Genomic DNA, 16,629 nt, shown 5'->3' with positions numbered 1-16,629 from the left:
AGAGAATAAAAAAGGGGTTTGTATTACTTTAAAGCTAAGTGATATATTTGATAAAGAACTCTTAAACAACAATGCAGATAAAAAACACTCATTGATAAAAACATTATCTTCTTTGCTTATGCAATAAGTCCTGCCTATTGTATTTATAATAAAAAAGATAAAAAAATCTTAAAAGATAGAATTACCTCCATAGAGCTTAAGATAGTAGAATCTCGTTTTGTCTTAGAATTTGATGGAAAATCTCTTATATTATTAGAGAATGAGAGAAAATTAGGAGAATGGGAGGCAAGAAGTGGAATACCATTAGAGACACTACAAGAAGATTCTAAAGAAAACAAACAAAGAGAGAGATTTGCAATCAAAGCCAATGATACAACAAGCTTTTATCATGATGAGTTTTTACATAAAGAAGATTCTACCAAACCCACAAAAGAAAGTGTGCATTCTATTAAGATTACTTATAATCCCAACGCATTAAACTTACAAAAAAATCCAATGTGATTTTAAAGAGGAGTTATGTTATTTCTTCCAACACTTACAACTAAAAGAAGATTCTATAATTCCTTTAAGGATAAAATATCAAAAAAGAATCTTAATTCTTATAGAGAGGTTTAAACAAACAAGTGAATCTACAAAGGGAAGAATGAATATTTATAAAGATAACAAAAGAGTAGATAAGAATGGAAATATTATAGGAGAGAAAACAAAGCAATATGAATATTTTAACCCTAGTTCTTTACTAGATAAAGAACCCTATGCCTATATATTAGAGAGACAAGGTCCTGATGCAATAACAGGAGAGATTAAGCTTAGAATCCCTAGTGGGAGATATGATACAACTTGGCATAATGGGGGGGGGTAAGTTTAGAAATACTCTAAAACTTCATAATGATTTTATAGGAGTAGATAGAAATATCCTTATTCATAATGGTAATTCTCCTAAAGATTCTAATGGGTGTTTATTAATAAATAAAGTTTTTAAAGATAAGATACAAACTACAATAGAAGTAGATAATATTTTACAAATAGGTAAGAAAGGTGAATTAAAAGAACTTATAAAAAATGAATTTAAAAAACTATTAAAATAACAAAAGATAAAAAAGAATTTGTAGATATAAACAAATTTGTACAAAACAATATTGAAGTTAGGATAGAGAATGGATTTAAGAGAGAGGGTAGGGGTATGAGGTGGAGAAAATACCTATTCTTTCAAAAGAGCAAGATAGAAAACAAAGTATTATTAACAACACACCTACTATATTTAATATTGAGGGGTATGAGGAGGGTTGCTCTAGCAATATTCCTTAGCATCAGAAACACGATTTTGAGGAAGTTGCAGAAAATCAATATATAATTGATAAATTGTATGTAAAAATATTGAAACAAATCATATAGACCATAATAGATTAGTTAAGGCAATTATTTACCTAGAATCTACATGGATATTATGACGCTTATTATCCTTGAAATAAAACTTTTCATCCTAATGAATGTAAATTATGATTATTGGGTAGAGCTAGCAAATCAATTTAATTTCACAAAAGAACAAGTTAAAAAATAATAAAGAAATAAATATTAGAATGGGTTATGAATTGGTTAAAAGAATCATTGAAAGATTAGAAAATCCAACGATTGAAAAAATCGGCACACTCTATAATTCTTTAGCTAAAGAGAAAATAGCAGGTTATGGGAGGATATTAAAATATTATTATGAAGAACAAAGTTGGCTAAAGCCAAAGCCTCCAACTTTTCAAGACTTCATAGAGTTTATGCAAAACAATCCACCCTCTACAAAAGGATTTTAGATGTTAGGTATGTCGCTTCAGTATTGGTTTAATGGTGATTGTCTTATTGATTGTTAAGAGAAAATCTTTCATATTTGGTTTTTGGTTTGTTTTCTTCCATTTTCTAGCTTCATATATATGGTGAATCCTCAACTCTACATTATGCGTATGGAATGGGAACTCAAGAAGTAAGAGAAGTTTGGTTTGGGATTCTCTTTGCAAGTTTTGCTTGGGCAATGATAATGTTTTTCACACATTGATAATATATTTTATTTTTAGAGTTTTATTTGTTTATTTAATGAAAGATTGGTTTAAATGATTGAAAAAATAGATATCACTCATTCAAGCATTAATAACACTACAAACCTTAATCAAGATTCCATTACAACACAAGCTAATCTAGAATCCAAAGATTCTACTAATTCTACTTATACTCTAAAAACTACTTTACAAAAAGATAAAGCTTATTCTACTCTAGGAATAGAATTAAAATCTCCTAAAGATTTAGATACCTTTAATAATAATGGAAACTTTAATATTAAACTAACAAATATTGATTTAAAAGAAATAGAAAATAAAAGTAATAATGCAATCACTAAAGATTCTACAATCTTTATTTATACTAAAGATTTAAAAACAAAACTTTATTGCTAAATTAAAAGATAATGCACTCTTCTTTAATATTAATCTTGATAGAAACATTACAAAAGATGAATATAATATATAAACTTAATAGAACCTAAACTTATCTTTCTCTCTTTTATCCCTTTTAGAAGTAATTATGAAGCAAACAATAATACACAAAAGCTACAAATCACTTCTGAATATTTAGAAAAAGGATATATACAAAGAGAGTTTAGAATACCACTTGTTGATTTAAGAAAAAGTGAGATGGTTAGAGAGTGAGAGAATCTTATTATCAAAATAAACTCTTAGTGAATAATGTCTATGCAGAAATAAAAGAAAGAAATAATATAGATAATAAATAGATAATAAGATAATATAGATAATAAAGGCATTACAAATAATAAAGACTATGTATTTAATCTCTTACTATTCTCTAACTTCTAAAAACATTCCTAATCAATATCAATCCACACAATAACAACACAATCTATTCACAAAATAATCCCTATCAATCTATTCTCATTACTCTTAAAGCTTATTATAACCAAGATACTATTCCTAATAAAAATCAACACACAGAAAAACAAAAGTAAATCTATCAACAACAAAAGAAAGAAACAAAATGGGGATATATCATAGGAAGCCCTAATCAGTCTATACCTGTAAAAGAAAATAAAACATTCCAAATACTCAAAGACAAATATGATAATGAACTTCAAGGTGAGGAAAAACCTACACTTTAAACAAGAATGGCTTAATCAAACAATAAGAATCTATGCCTTTATAGAAAATCCCAATCATAAAGTAGGCAATACCTTTTATTTCTACACACCTATGGAGTTTAAAGAAGAGGGATTAATTGATGTAAGTGATGAGTTATTTGCTTTGCTGATAGGGGCAAAAGCAAAAGCTGTTTATCATCATATCTATAATGCAATAAATGAAATTGCTAATCTTGGTAGGGGCAAGCTAGATAAAATAGATGAAATACCAGCAAGGATGCTTTATAGCCAAGAAACAAGAAGTGGTATAATGAAAAACTAGAAAGAATATGGAATCCATTTCGCGAAATAAAAGACTTAAGACAACAAGCAGAAAGATTATACGAGTTAAGAAATAGTATTAAGTAACAAACTAGAGACTTTATGGAAGATAGAATTATGGCTTTGTGGTTAAACATTAAGCCAAACTCAAAAATCAAGCCTTTTTAATTTTATGTCAAAAAATATAGCAAAGAAATCAAAAGTTAAAATGATGTATATAGAAAAATCATTGGTAGTTCTAAAAAAGCAAACCCAAAAGTCAATAATAAATATCTTAAAAAATAAGGAATAATTATGGATAAGCAAAATGATACCAAAGAATTAAGTGATAGAGAGTTTTTAGAAAAAAGAGACCCCAATAATATTATTTGGTATGAAAAAGTATATGATTGAGGGTAATAAGAGGTGGCAATTTGAAATATTGGGATTTGGTTATTCAGATGCCTTTGAGTATTGTCAAGATATATGGTTAGCTTTTCATTGTAATATTGTTTTGATAGATTTTAAAGACCTCATAGATACTATGGCTTGGGATTTTAGCATTAATGATATACGATGTGTGTGATATTATGATGATTTTTCTGCCCATCATTATGTTTTTCCATTCAATGAAACTAAAGAAAATCTCAATAGACTTGAAGAGTTTGTTAAGATTATCGTTAATGAACTTAACAGACTTGCGATAGAAAAAAGCATTGAGCCTTGTATCTAAATAGACGAACTTATCTTAAGAGAGATTAGGAGATAGGATCTTAACACTTGAGGAAAGAGCAAAATTTCACTTTAATTTTCGCAATCAAGTTAGACAGGCAGCACGAGAGAAAATGAAAGATAGAAAAAAGGCAAGAGAGCTTGAGATGAAAAAGAAAAACAAAACTTGGGAATAGTGGGTAAAAGATTTAAAGAGGGATAAGGGATTTACAACAATGGAAGAAGTTTATCATTATACTATTGAATCTTCAGGTAGAACAAGAGCAAGCGTTAATGAAAAATTAGGAGTAAAGCCAAAATAAGAGGGATAATATAATATTTAATTTTATAAAAATATATTTAATAGGAGAAAAATAATGCAAAATAGAGAGACAGAAAAAATTACTTATTAGAAATCTTATTGAGAAAAACACAATCATTTAGATTATCATATAGAAAATATTTATGAAGATGCTTGCCCCTACTGCCTTGAACTCTAGCAAAATATAAACATTATAATGTAGTATTAGACAAGAAAAACTTAAAGAATGCTTGATAGGACAAGGGTTAAAACAAATAGACAAATTCAATCATCATAGATGCTCCTATAAAGAAGATAAACTTAAAAATAAACGAGATAGTGCTTCAACAAAATAAGCTTATCTTAAAGATAGAAAGATTATACAAACTCACAGGATAAGTTTATTATAAAATTTATAGATGATAATTAATTTGTATATATTTTAGTGTGTAAAAAATATGTTATATATTATTAAAAGTGTAAGAACATAAAAAGAAAAATCTAAGATTCTATGTAGAGCTTGATTGGGAAGAATTTTATTTAAAATTTCCTTTGATGAGGGAGCTAGGGGGGGGGAATGCTAAAAATACAATTACAAAAACCTAGCTATAGCTATCAAGGCATACTTAATCCAATAATACCAACATACAATGGAAAGATTCTAACAACAAGGCATACCTAATCCAATAATACCAACATACAATGGAAAGATTCTAACAAAAGGTTTTTTAGCAGGGATACAAAAATTTATCGAAAACAAAAAAGATATTATCAAAGAAATAAGAGATGATAAATCCACTCTGCAAGTAACTGCCAATCTCTTAGAGATAGTAAATAATCCAAAAGAAGCAAATGTCAATAATAAGATATTTTCTATCACTGCAGATTCTACCAACCTAAGAGAATGCCAAAAACTACTTGATGATATAAAACCAAGCAATTTAAGGCGACATCAAATGCAATATTATGGCATTTCTGATACTTACTTTGGAATGGGATATATTGCTAATATATTAAATGAAAAATCAAACCAAGCCATAGCCCTAGTTAATCAGTTAATCCTGTTAAGATCTCCAATCATAGGGTGGGGGATAACCCACAAAAGTGTTACCTCTTTAAGTAAAATTTCTATTTTGAATCCAAAATCCAAATTTTAGATAAAATACTCGCATAGGACACTTTCTACGCCCTTTCTGGTAAATTTCAAATCTATTATGTCCTAGATAGATTTGAGGTAGAAAAAATAAATGATAAAGAAATAGCTACTTATCCTACGCAAATAAAAGCTTATGTTGATGATGGATTTGATTTTATCATTGAAAAGCCCGAAGATGCGAATCAATTTGTAGGTGTATGGAATTATGAGACTATGGAGTTTATTATGGATAAGAGTTCTTTTGCATTGGCGAGGGAAATAGCTCATAAATATATATCTTTGGTAGATACTACAGATAACATCAAACAACCAAACGAAAACACAATGTTTAATCAAGACTACAACAACACCCAAAATTATTTTAACTTGGGCTGTGATTTTAGAATCCTTACTTCTAGCTTCAAAGATATAGAAGTGTATCCTTTATCAATGCCAATAAGTGTGAGGATTGATGAAAATGTGTGAGCTAAATGAGAAGCTATATAGTCCATCACATATTGATGATATATTTCCCATTCTTGTAGGTTATGGGGTAATACTTTTTATTTGGCTTGCAATTAAGCCTATTTATAAAACGATACATAAAAAAGATTTTATAAGATATTGGGGTGTTTGTGGTATAGCATATTGGATATTAACAATCGTTCTTTGGAAAATTTATAAGTTTTTTAAGCTTGATGCTCTTATCTTTGAAGTATGGGCATTATCTATTGTTTTTTGTATTGTGTCTGTTGTGTATTTTATGGTTTTTAGATTTCTTAGCCACCAAGAAATCATCAAAGAATCTTTGAGTAAAAAGGAAAAAATAGGGATTATTCTAGCAAGTTTTATACATTTTTTAATTTCACCGATACTCACCATACCTATTGTAATTATACTAAGCGAGGCAATAAGAGAATGTTAAAGATACAAAACAATTACCAAAACACCCAAAATTATTTTAACTTAGGCTGTGATTTTATCGTTACAAGCAAGACTTTCAAAGATATAATAGTGCCACAAGATTCTGATTCAAAATGGATATTTATGATAAAAATAAAAAAGGCAATCAATGACTGATGGTTGGGGATTTTTAGTGTATATAATCATATATCCTATGATTTTTATTGGTATTATATCATTTTTTGTTGCTTTGCTTCTTCTTTAAATGGCAGAGCTTTTGTAATTTCTTATATTCAAAAAGTTTTTGGATTGCTTGGCTATTTCCATATTATTTATTGTTAATTATTGTCTGTATTACCAATGAATGGGGACTATTGAAACTTTATATTTGCATATTGTCTTTACCCATAGTATATCAATCAAGAAAATGGTATATGACTAATAGAAAAAATAAAGCAATAAATATTTTTTTCAATTTGGATTATTCCAATAAGCATTATTTCACTCTTCATTCATCTTGGAATCATAGCTTTATATTTGTTCTTTAAAGCACAAGGATAAAGCTATGTTTAACATTGATTAAACAAAATTATAATACAAAATAACATATAAATATATTTTACAGGAATCTGATAATAAAAAATGCAGAAATATTTGAGTGTGAAGTTGTAATTGTAATAAAAAGGAAATAGCTATTATTTTCTATTTTAATTTTGATAAAAATAGGTATTATCCAAACAGAAAAACTTTTTTTATTGCATTATGTTATATACAAATCTTTAATGCTTCTATCCTTATTTATACTTGCATACATAATGTATGTAAAATTTCTTTCAAAATCCATTGCCAATAAATTTATATATACTTTCCTAAATATAATTATAAAAAATCTACTTGATTAACTTAAATTAAAAATGGCAGCTTGTCACATATTATAGAATTATATATTTAAAATATAGATTGTAACATTGATATATTTTTTAATGATTATTAATATTTTATTTTGATTTTATTTAATCTAACTAAATGTGTTTTATATAAAATTTAGATATTTTGTAGGTGGTGTCCCCAATTGGATTCGAACCAATGGCCTTACGATTAGGAATCGTATGCTCTATCCTGCTGAGCTATGAGGACTATTTTATACAAATGATAGCGATAGATTATTATAATCTATCGCTATTTAACGTAGCTTATTTTTTGCTAACTTTAATTTTAGCAACTTCGTCTTTAAGTGCTTTACCAGCCTTAAATTTAGGAACCATTTTTTCTTTAGTTTTATAAGTTTTATTTTGTCCAGGAATTTTTCCTTCTTTAGCAGCTTGAACTGCAGTCTCAAATTTGCCAAAACCAACTAACTCAACGGTTTCTTTTTTTACTAATACTTTTCTAACAGCATCTGTAAAAGCAGTAATGGCTTTTTCAGCTTCTTTTTTTGTGTCATACCCACCAACTTTTTTCACTTCTTCAATAAATTCAGACTTGTTCATTTTCTTCTCCTTTATATTTTTTATTATGAACGCCGTAATTATAATATATTTTTGATAATTTGCAATACTTAATTGCCTAAATTTCGTTACTTTTAGAATTTTTACATTAAAAAACAAGCCAAAATACAATATTTTAATGATATTAAAACCTATATTTGTAAGCAATTTAGACTAAAACAACTCTTTAAAGTTAGTTATTAAAATATTTTTTATAAAATTATAGAGTTATTTTTTAGAAGAGATTAAAACATTGAAAACCTTTAAAATATTAATTATTGGCATTTTTATTATTACAAATATTCTTATGTGTAACGAACAAAACACATTAGATATTCTTAAGAATACTAAGTTAAAAGAAACTTACTATGAACCCACAAGTAAAGGTGGGTATTTAGGATTAAGTGTTGGTATACTTTTTGTTGCATCTTTTACAACCGCAGGAATCCTCTATACTATGCCAGAAAAAGTTACTAAGTGGAATAAAAAGGAGATAAAATATATTTTTAGAAACTATAAAAAGAAGGTTTCTAAAGGTCCTGTTGTAGATGACGATGAATTATGGTTAAATTACATAGCTCATCCATATTTTGGGGCATTATACTACATTCAGCCTAGAATGGCAGGATTTGATTGGAGTGAATCTGTATTCTTCTCATTCCTTGCATCGACATTCTTTTGGGAATATGGTTTAGAAGGATTTGCTGAAACACCTAGCTGGCAAGATATAATTATCACACCAGCTATTGGCTCTCTTTTGGGTGAGGGATTTTATAGAATTATTAGATATATCCAATTAAATGACAATAAACTATTTGATCAATGGTGGCTTGGTAAAGGTATAATTTGGATATTAGACCCTATTGGAAGCTTAATTTATAGCACAGGACTTGGAGAGCTATTTGGAATTTATAATAAAAATAAAAAAATACAATTCATTTCAACACCTATATTGCCAAACGGCAAAGGAGGTGTTCAACTAAGCTTTATAATTAATTTCTAAACATTAATTTCACTTAATGTGCTTCAAAAATCATATATTCAAATCTCTGTGCTATTGCCCTAGCACGAGATAAAATCTGCTCTGCAATATGAGATTCAAAAATAATATTTAAACTCTCTTCAAACAAAGAAAGCCATGAGCCAAAAAGCTCTCTTTTAAAAGGTGGCAATTCTAAATGTGCCTTCATAGGCTGACCGGCATAATCACCCTCCCCCAAAAGCATTCCTTGCCAAAAAGAAGCAATCTTTGCTTTATGCTTATCCCAGCTATCATTATCTGTGCCAACCTTAGAATTAAAAATTTCTCCTAATTCACCTTTATCAACTCTAATCTTTTCATAAAAAACATTCATTAATTTATTTATGCCTTCCATATTAATCTCATTATATTTCATATATATTCCTTTTATAATAAAAACTAAATTTTAATAAAATGCTAATTTTGCAAAAATAACTATAAAAAATCCTAAAAATAATGCTATTGGATGAATGATATTTGCTAAAGGATTCTTCTTTTTTATAAAAAACTTAAAACTAAGCGAAGTAATTACCATAAGCACAATAAGCAACGCTAAAAATATCTTTATACTTAATAGAATCTGTAATTTGGTATTAAAAAAACCAAGTTCAAAATTAATCCATCTAGTCATCATTGCACCACCAGTTATTACCAACAAAAGCACACAAAATGGCATTATTTTTGTACCTCTTTGTGAAATAATTTTAAAAAATTTATCTGCTATCTCATCTCCTAATATTTTACGAATAGGTGTTAGCAAAATCACATCCGTAAAGATATAACCTAAAAATATAATAGCACAGAGTAAATGCACTACTAAAAAATATGGATACATTGCTTCCAAAAACTCTCCTAACAATTTAAATATTTAATAATTTATCCATTTCTACGCTTATAGTCATCATAATTAAACCTTTTTACTATCTTAAATTTACCATTCTTTTTTAAGATTCCAAGATAAGGTAATGGAATTCCATTAAAAGTATTATTTTTTACAATGGTATAGTGAATCATATCTTGAATAATAATTTTATCTCCAATTTTAAGCTTTTTTTTAAAGGCATAATCTCCTATAATATCTCCTGATAGACAGCTAGGAGAACCTAAACGATATGGATACTTATATAAATTTTGTAATTTCAAATCAGTATCATTTAAATTTATTATTTTAGAATCTAAAATTTCCGGAGTATATGGCATCTCAAGACAATCTGGCATATGGGTAGCTGCACTTAAATCAACAATTGCAATATTAAATTTATTATTGATTATATCCACGACTTCCCCAACTAAAACGCCACATTTCCATCCGACAGCCTCTCCGGGCTCTAAATATACATCAATATCCTTAAATTCTGCTTTAAAGTCTTTAATAATATCAATCAAAAGTTTCAAATCGTAATCTTTTCTTGTAATATGATGCCCTCCACCAAAATTTATCCATTTCATTTGATTTATATAATTACCAAAATACTTTACTACATATTCTAGGGTTCTTTTTAGCACATCACTATTTTGCTCACAATGAGTATGAAAATGCAAACCACTTACATTCTCTAGTGAATATGTTTTTAATGCTTTCTTAAATTCTTTTGGATTTATCCCAAGCCTGCTTCCTTCTATACAGGGATTATAAATATCTGGTTTTACTTCAGAATACATAGGATTTATTCTAAGCCCAATCTCTACATTTTTTTTTAATAAATGCTTATAAGAATACATTTGATTAAAAGAATTAAAAATTATATGATTTGAAAATGAAGTAAGCTTTTTAATATCTTTTTGTTTAAAAGCTGGAGAAAATACTGAAATAATTGCATTTTTATTGTATTTCCTAAATTCTTCTAAACCTAGTCTTGCTTCATAATATCCACTTGCAGTAATACCATCTAAATACTTTGCTACCATTTTAAAGCTACTCCAAAAAGCAAAACCCTTTAGTGCTAGTAATATCTTAGCATTACTTTTATCTTTAACATATTTTAGAATCTTTAAATTATCTTCTAGTTTTTTTTCTTCTAATATATAACAAGGATTTTTTAATCTCTTTGCTAATTGTTTTATCATTTTTATTCCTTTTTAGAAATATGAATAGAATCTTACAGATTTAAACTTTAAAATTTAACAGCATTTTAAGCTATAAGTTTGATAGAATCTTAAACTTATTTTAGATTTTCAAGAAGGTATAATGACACAAGAAGAGTTAAATGAATTAATACTTGGTAATTTTAATAACGAAGAAACAAAAAAAGAACCACAAAGTAATGAAGAAAATCCGCTTATAGAAACAAAAACTATAAAAATAAATGATAAAAATTTAGATATAAATCATTATCGTGTTAGTGCAGATGAAGAGTGGCCTCCACCTCCCCCTACAGGAGACCATAAGGTAGTAAATCAGCTAGATGATGTAACAAAGGGTTTAGAGGTAAAGGCTACTCAAGTTTTTGATCAATTAGAGACTATTAGCTCTAATGCAGATTTAATTTCAAAAGAAATAAAAAAAATAAAATCATATTTAGAATCTCAAAAAGAATTATTTGAAAAATTATCAAGCCAATTTCCAAATATTATAACATTTAAAGAATCTCTTAAATCAAGTAATGAAATGATAAAACAGGTAAATATAATAATAGAAAAGTCAAATGAGAATAGTGATTGTATTTTACAAGCTATGGATATAATGCAATATCAAGATATTCATAGGCAAAAAATAGAACGTGTAGTAAATATAATGCGAACTCTTGCTAAGTATTTAAACTCTATGCTAGATACTGATATAGATGATGAAAAACGCGTATCTTCAGCTACCTATATAGAAGGTGATAAAAAAAGTGATGTTGTTGATAGTGATGAAATAGAAGCCTTGATAGCCTCTCTTGGTAAAAAATAGTATCTAAATTTTATGTTACAAATAATAGATTCTAATATCCACTCATATCAATTAAAAAATAATAACTCTAAAGTAGAGCTATTATCACCTGCTGGGAATTTAGAAAAATTAAAAATAGCTATAAATTATGGAGCAGATGCTGTATATGGTGGTGTTAGCCACTTCTCACTTAGAAATCGTGCTGGTAAAGAATTTACTTATGAGAGCTTTCTTGAAGGTATAAAATATGTTCATCAAAATAATAAAAAAATCTATGTTACAATAAATGGATTTCCTTTTAATTCTCAAATAAAATTATTAAAAAACCATATTGCTAAAGTGCGTGATATGCAACCCGATGCTTTCATTGTATCCACTATTGGAGTAATGAAGTTATGCAAAGAAATAGCACCAAATATTCCTATCCATATCTCAACACAAGCAAATGTTTTAAATGTTCTTGATGCAAAAGTATTCTTTGATATGGGGGCAAAGCGGATAGTTGCAGCTAGGGAAATTAGCTTAAAAGATATTATAGAAATTAAAAAAGAGATACCAAAATTAGAAATTGAGATTTTTTGTCACGGAAGTATGTGCTTTGCATTCTCTGGTAGATGCCTAATATCATCACTACAAAGTGGAAGAGTGCCAAATCGTGGTAGTTGTGCGAATGATTGTAGATTTGATTATGAATTTTATGTAAGAAATCCTGAAAATGGTGTTATGATGAGATTAGAGGAGGAGGAAGGTGTAGGAACATATATATTTAATGCAAAAGATTTAAATCTATCACAACATTTATATGAAATATTAAAGCAAGATGTGATTAATGCAATTAAAATAGAGGGAAGAACTAAGTCTGCATACTATACAGCAATAACTACTAGAACTTATAGAATGATTTTAGATGATTTTAAAAAGGGTGTTAATCAAAAAGATTTATATGAATTTGAATTAAACACACTAAAAAATCGTGGCTTTAGCGACGGATATATAATCCATAGACCATACGAAAAGCTAAATACACAAAATACACAAAGTGCAATTAGTGATGGAAGCTATCAAGTAACTGCAAAAGTAGATGAAAGCGGAGAATTTGCAAATTGTAACCATACAATAAGAATAGGTGAAGCAAAAGAGATAATCACCCCAATAGAATCTAAGATGCCATTAGTTTGTAATGAAATAGGAGAAATTTATAAAGAAAATAATAAATTCTTTATAAATTTTAATAAGATAATATTTAAAAATGGCAGAGAAGTTAAAGAAATACATAGCGGAAACATTAATCCCTTTAAAATGCCAATAAAATTACCTCCATTTTCATTTATAAGACAAAAGTTAGATGAAACTTAAAAGCAAGGTTGTGTCATTTTTTTATAAACTAACTCCTTTGCTTCTTTATATGTTAGATTAGAATCTAGTTTAAAAGGCTCTAAGGCATAATATTTAATGCTAGCAAATGGCTTTGGGATTATAAATTTATCCCAAGTTTTTAATTGCCAAAATTTAGATGATATAGTTTGTAAAACAACAACATTTACTCCAGTTTTTTGTGCCATAGCAACAACACCATCAGCAATGCTATGATAAGGACCCTTTGGACCATCTGGAGTAATTGCTGTGTCAAACCCTTCTTTTAACTTGCTAAAAGCTTGAATTAAAACTCTTCTACCGCCCTTTGAGCTAGAACCTCTAATACTCTTAAACCCAAAATAGCTATATAACTTCACCATTAATTCACCATCAAAATGTTCACTTGAAATTACAAAGATTTTAGGATTTTTTCTTATCTTTCTATATAAGAATGGAAGCATTAAAAATTCACCATGCCAAAACACAAAAATAGCATTATTGTTATAGACATTATCGTTAATATAAAACCTATTCCTAGATGAAAAATATAATAACCACAAAACACACCAAACAAATCTTGGAATAAACAATAAAAGCAATTTTCTCTTAGTTTCTTTCTTCATTTATGCAATTTTACCAAATAGACTACCATTTTCATTTTTAGTAATAACTACATCATAAATTTCACCTAAACTTACTTCTTTACTACCCTCAATCTTAATTAACCTTCCATTATCACTTCTACCTTCAATAGAATCTATAACATTTTCAATCATCACTCTATGGGTATTATTAATTTCTTTTTTTGCCTTAGATTTCAGAATCTCTCTATGTAAGTTTTGTAAAGTCTCAAGACGACTTAAAGCAACATCTCGTGGAATCTCTTCTAAGTTGAAGGCACTTGTATTTTCTCTAGGAGAGTAAATAAAACTATAAAGTGTATCAAACCCAACTTCTTTTACAACATCTAATGTATCTTTAAAGTCATCTTCGCTTTCTGTTGGAAATGCTACAATTATATCACTTCCAATGCCAACATTTGGAACAAGCTTTTTGATTTTCTCTACTCTGTTTAAAAACCACTCTTTACTATAACCTCTTTTCATGTCTTTTAAAACATTATTTGAACCACTTTGCAAAGGCATATGAATATATTTTGAAATTTTTTTATTATAAGCAAATTCTTCTATAAACTCATCATCCATATGAAGAGGATGAGGAGATACAAACTTAATGCGTTGAATACCATCAATTTTACTTACTTCTTGCAATAAATTAGTAAAATTTACTTTTCTATGATGGTTTGAAAATCTAGCTCCATAATTATTTACATTTTGTCCTAAAAGTATAATTTCTTTAGCACCATTTTTTGCTCTAAATTCTGCTTCTTTTAATATCATATCAAGAGGTATTGAAATCTCCTTTCCTCTTGTATGCGGAACTATACAATAAGAACATTTTTTATCACAACCAATAGAAATATTTATTAATGCTCTAAAAGAAGAATCTTTGCTTATACAAAACTCATAATTGCTTTCGTCATAATTTGTAGCAACTTCAACTGCTTTTGGAATAGAAATAACTTTAGAAATTTTAGATACATTTCTAGCTCCAAGCACAAAATCAACACTTGGTGCTTTTTTAATTATCTTTTCACCCAATGCGCTTGCTGTGCAGCCACAAATACCAATTTTTGCATTCTGCTTTTTAATATTTGAATATATCCCTATTTCACTAAAAAGCTTTCTTTCTGGCTTTTCTCTTACACTACAAGTATTAATAATTATTAAATCTGCTTCTTTTGCATTTTCTGTTATAGAATAGTTTTCCTTTATCTGAAGCTCCGTTATTATATGCTCACTATCACGCATATTCATAGCACAGCCAAAGGTTTTAATAAATAATTTTTTATTCATCTTATTAATTCTAATAATTAATTATATGTAATTCATATAAAAAGCTATTTTTATCAATGCCATATCTTAGTTCATTTAAATGAACTGATTTTAAATTTTTGTCTAAAGTAGCTCTCATTTTTTGAATATCTTTTATAGGATTATCGTTATCTAGGTAAAAAGTAGCACTACCATTTGTTTCTACTTGGTTTTGTATTTCTTTTAAAGATATTGTTTGTTGTTCATCTTCTAATTCTTTTTTTGCAAGCTTTAATTCCATTAATTTTCCTTTAAAATTATATAAAATTTTGATTATATCAAAATTACTCTTAAAAATTTTAGTTCTATTTTGCTATAATATAGCATACTTTCGAACTACAAATAAGGAAAAATCTTGGATAAAATTTTAGATATTATAGAAATAATTGCCTATGAGAAAGGTTTACAAATTGATATTGTGCAAAATATAATAAAAGATGAAATTCTAAAATTAGCCAAAAGTGTTATTGATAAAAATAAAAATTTTGTTGTTGATTTTGATAAAAAAGACAAAAATATTAAACTTTTCTATAAATTAAAAGTAATTAGTGATGATGAAAAAAACATAGATTTTAATAGAGAGATATATCTTAGCAATGCAAATTCTATGGAAACAAGCAATATTTTAGTTGGAGATGAAATATTATTTGAGTTAAACATAGACGAGCTAGGATTGAATCGCAGTATAATTAGTTCTTTGTTAAAAGACATTGAAAATACTATTGAAAAAAGTATAGAAAACCAAATATTTGATAATTTAAAAAATAATATTGGTAAAATAGTAAATGGAATGGTAATTTATATTGATAAAAAAAGTGAAGATAGTATTATTGAAATAGATGGAACACGTGCAAAACTACCTCGTAAAAATAGAATTAAAGGTGAAAAATTTGAAGTTGGGCAAAATATATCTTGTATATTAAAAAATATATATATTGATAAAAAATATGGCATACAAATAGAATTAAGTAGGACTACTCCAAAATTCTTAGAAGAGCTATTAAAACTAGAAGTACCAGAAATTAGCGATGGAGAAATAAGTATAATTAAATGTGCTAGAATCCCAGGCATAAGAGCAAAGGTAGCAGTTCATTCCAACACTCCACGAGTTGATGCTGTTGGGGCTACTGTTGGTGTAAAGGGAATTAGAATAAATTCTGTAAGTAAAAAGCTTTGTGGAGAAAGTATTGATTGTATTGAATATTCAAATATCAAAGAAGTGTTTATAGCAAACTCTCTCTCTCCTGCAAAAATTAAAAACGTTAAAATAGAAGATTCTAGAGCTATTATCTCAATAAATAGCGACCAAAAACCAAAGGTTATAGGTAAAGATGGTATAAATATTCGTTTAGCATCAATGTTGCTTGAAATGGAAATAAAAATAGATGATATAGGAGAAGATAAAGTTAAAGGTATAGTCAATGAAAACAAAGAAAGTTCTGAAGAACTATTTCAATCATTATTTAAAAGCTAAAT

At 27.5% G+C, this 16,629-nt stretch carries 23 protein-coding genes and 1 tRNA gene; 14 read left to right on the top strand and 10 right to left on the bottom strand.

The genetic code is table 11. The features are described from left to right. Positions 1–143: 143 nt before the first annotated feature. A complete protein-coding gene (locus CQA44_RS04545) occupies positions 144–368 on the bottom strand; it encodes a hypothetical protein (RefSeq protein ID WP_115546102.1) in 225 nt (74 codons plus the stop codon). Between the two features lie 275 nt (positions 369–643). Here CQA44_RS04545 and CQA44_RS04540 point away from each other — a divergent pair, with 275 nt between their 5' ends. The 6 genes from CQA44_RS04540 (at position 644) to CQA44_RS13165 (ending at position 4,019) form a co-directional block, all read left to right on the top strand. After that, the gene (locus tag CQA44_RS04540) at positions 644–862 is read left to right on the top strand and encodes a hypothetical protein (protein ID WP_115546101.1); all 219 of its coding nucleotides are present in this window, start codon (positions 644–646) and stop codon (positions 860–862) included. Continuing rightward, entirely contained in the window at positions 831–1,088 is a 258-nt protein-coding gene (locus CQA44_RS04535; protein WP_147289750.1) for a hypothetical protein, read from the top strand. Before CQA44_RS04540 ends, CQA44_RS04535 begins: the two co-directional genes overlap by 32 nt. A 504-nt stretch (positions 1,089–1,592) precedes the next feature. Continuing rightward, entirely contained in the window at positions 1,593–1,805 is a 213-nt protein-coding gene (locus tag CQA44_RS04530) for a hypothetical protein (RefSeq protein ID WP_147289749.1), read from the top strand. Between the two features lie 294 nt (positions 1,806–2,099). Next, the gene (locus CQA44_RS04525; RefSeq protein WP_115546098.1) at positions 2,100–2,438 is read left to right on the top strand and encodes a hypothetical protein; all 339 of its coding nucleotides are present in this window, start codon (positions 2,100–2,102) and stop codon (positions 2,436–2,438) included. Between the two features lie 693 nt (positions 2,439–3,131). Beyond that, positions 3,132–3,455 carry a hypothetical protein gene (locus CQA44_RS13170; RefSeq protein WP_258864898.1) on the top strand — a complete coding sequence of 108 codons (324 nt, stop codon included), beginning with the start codon at positions 3,132–3,134 and terminating at the stop codon, positions 3,453–3,455. A 420-nt stretch (positions 3,456–3,875) separates the two neighbouring features. Continuing rightward, positions 3,876–4,019: a hypothetical protein gene (locus CQA44_RS13165; protein ID WP_258864897.1), complete on the top strand. Its 144-nt coding sequence runs from the start codon at positions 3,876–3,878 to the stop codon at positions 4,017–4,019. A gap of 1,087 nt (positions 4,020–5,106) precedes the next feature. Here the strand turns inward: CQA44_RS13165 and CQA44_RS04510 are convergent. After that, positions 5,107–5,385, bottom strand: a complete 279-nt coding sequence (locus CQA44_RS04510) for a hypothetical protein (RefSeq protein WP_147289748.1) — start codon at positions 5,383–5,385, stop codon at positions 5,107–5,109. Between the two features lie 16 nt (positions 5,386–5,401). Here CQA44_RS04510 and CQA44_RS04505 point away from each other — a divergent pair, with 16 nt between their 5' ends. The 4 genes from CQA44_RS04505 to CQA44_RS12485 are packed head-to-tail and all read left to right on the top strand — an operon-like array spanning position 5,402 to position 6,660. Then, complete coding sequence (locus CQA44_RS04505; protein ID WP_115546096.1) at positions 5,402–5,602, top strand: hypothetical protein; 201 nt, start codon at positions 5,402–5,404, stop codon at positions 5,600–5,602. 50 nt (positions 5,603–5,652) lie between these two features. Further along, positions 5,653–6,066: a DUF6402 family protein gene (locus CQA44_RS04500; RefSeq protein ID WP_220272141.1), complete on the top strand. Its 414-nt coding sequence runs from the start codon at positions 5,653–5,655 to the stop codon at positions 6,064–6,066. Then, positions 6,059–6,505 carry a hypothetical protein gene (locus CQA44_RS04495; RefSeq protein ID WP_115546094.1) on the top strand — a complete coding sequence of 149 codons (447 nt, stop codon included), beginning with the start codon at positions 6,059–6,061 and terminating at the stop codon, positions 6,503–6,505. Before CQA44_RS04500 ends, CQA44_RS04495 begins: the two co-directional genes overlap by 8 nt. Beyond that, a complete protein-coding gene (locus tag CQA44_RS12485; protein WP_181881778.1) occupies positions 6,499–6,660 on the top strand; it encodes a hypothetical protein in 162 nt (53 codons plus the stop codon). The genes CQA44_RS04495 and CQA44_RS12485 overlap by 7 nt, the downstream gene beginning before the upstream one ends. 883 nt (positions 6,661–7,543) lie before the next feature. Here CQA44_RS12485 and CQA44_RS04490 read toward each other — a convergent pair. Then, positions 7,544–7,620 (bottom strand) — tRNA-Arg (locus CQA44_RS04490). Positions 7,621–7,676: 56 nt separating this feature from the next. Next, positions 7,677–7,973, bottom strand: a complete 297-nt coding sequence (locus tag CQA44_RS04485) for an HU family DNA-binding protein (protein ID WP_115546093.1) — start codon at positions 7,971–7,973, stop codon at positions 7,677–7,679. Positions 7,974–8,223: 250 nt separating this feature from the next. Between CQA44_RS04485 and CQA44_RS04480 the strand changes: the two genes are divergently transcribed. After that, entirely contained in the window at positions 8,224–8,973 is a 750-nt protein-coding gene (locus tag CQA44_RS04480; protein ID WP_115546092.1) for a DUF3943 domain-containing protein, read from the top strand. 13 nt (positions 8,974–8,986) lie between these two features. Here the strand turns inward: CQA44_RS04480 and CQA44_RS04475 are convergent, their stop codons facing one another. The 3 genes from CQA44_RS04475 to nspC are packed head-to-tail and all read right to left on the bottom strand — an operon-like array spanning position 8,987 to position 11,058. Further along, positions 8,987–9,367: a group III truncated hemoglobin gene (locus CQA44_RS04475; protein ID WP_115546091.1), complete on the bottom strand. Its 381-nt coding sequence runs from the start codon at positions 9,365–9,367 to the stop codon at positions 8,987–8,989. A gap of 30 nt (positions 9,368–9,397) precedes the next feature. After that, positions 9,398–9,835 (bottom strand): copper resistance protein CopD, encoded by a 438-nt coding sequence (locus CQA44_RS04470; RefSeq protein ID WP_115546090.1) that lies wholly within the window; start codon positions 9,833–9,835, stop codon positions 9,398–9,400. A gap of 32 nt (positions 9,836–9,867) precedes the next feature. Beyond that, complete coding sequence (gene nspC, locus CQA44_RS04465) at positions 9,868–11,058, bottom strand: carboxynorspermidine decarboxylase (RefSeq protein WP_115546089.1); 1,191 nt, start codon at positions 11,056–11,058, stop codon at positions 9,868–9,870. A 121-nt stretch (positions 11,059–11,179) separates the two neighbouring features. Between nspC and CQA44_RS04460 the strand changes: the two genes are divergently transcribed. Together CQA44_RS04460 and CQA44_RS04455 are read left to right on the top strand one after the other, a co-directional pair. After that, on the top strand, positions 11,180–11,884 hold the full coding sequence (locus tag CQA44_RS04460; protein ID WP_115546088.1) for a chemotaxis protein: 705 nt from the start codon (positions 11,180–11,182) through the stop codon (positions 11,882–11,884). Between the two features lie 12 nt (positions 11,885–11,896). Then, positions 11,897–13,219 (top strand): peptidase U32 family protein, encoded by a 1,323-nt coding sequence (locus CQA44_RS04455; RefSeq protein ID WP_115546087.1) that lies wholly within the window; start codon positions 11,897–11,899, stop codon positions 13,217–13,219. Here the strand turns inward: CQA44_RS04455 and CQA44_RS04450 are convergent. The 3 genes from CQA44_RS04450 to CQA44_RS04440 all read right to left on the bottom strand — a co-directional run bounded on the left by CQA44_RS04450 (position 13,216) and on the right by CQA44_RS04440 (position 15,394). Next, complete coding sequence (locus CQA44_RS04450) at positions 13,216–13,779, bottom strand: lysophospholipid acyltransferase family protein (protein WP_258864896.1); 564 nt, start codon at positions 13,777–13,779, stop codon at positions 13,216–13,218. The two genes, CQA44_RS04455 and CQA44_RS04450, sit on opposite strands and share 4 nt — an antisense overlap. A gap of 63 nt (positions 13,780–13,842) precedes the next feature. Next, entirely contained in the window at positions 13,843–15,135 is a 1,293-nt protein-coding gene (gene miaB / locus CQA44_RS04445) for a tRNA (N6-isopentenyl adenosine(37)-C2)-methylthiotransferase MiaB (protein WP_115546085.1), read from the bottom strand. A gap of 10 nt (positions 15,136–15,145) precedes the next feature. Continuing rightward, positions 15,146–15,394, bottom strand: a complete 249-nt coding sequence (locus tag CQA44_RS04440; RefSeq protein ID WP_115546084.1) for an HP0268 family nuclease — start codon at positions 15,392–15,394, stop codon at positions 15,146–15,148. A 114-nt stretch (positions 15,395–15,508) separates the two neighbouring features. Between CQA44_RS04440 and nusA the strand changes: the two genes are divergently transcribed. Continuing rightward, positions 15,509–16,627 carry a transcription termination factor NusA gene (gene nusA, locus CQA44_RS04435; protein ID WP_115546083.1) on the top strand — a complete coding sequence of 373 codons (1,119 nt, stop codon included), beginning with the start codon at positions 15,509–15,511 and terminating at the stop codon, positions 16,625–16,627. Positions 16,628–16,629: the final 2 nt, after the last annotated feature.

Source organism: Helicobacter sp. MIT 14-3879 (assembly GCF_003364125.1).
The sequence above is the reverse complement of the archived record's forward strand: the minus strand, read 5'-3'. Positions and strand labels throughout refer to the sequence as shown.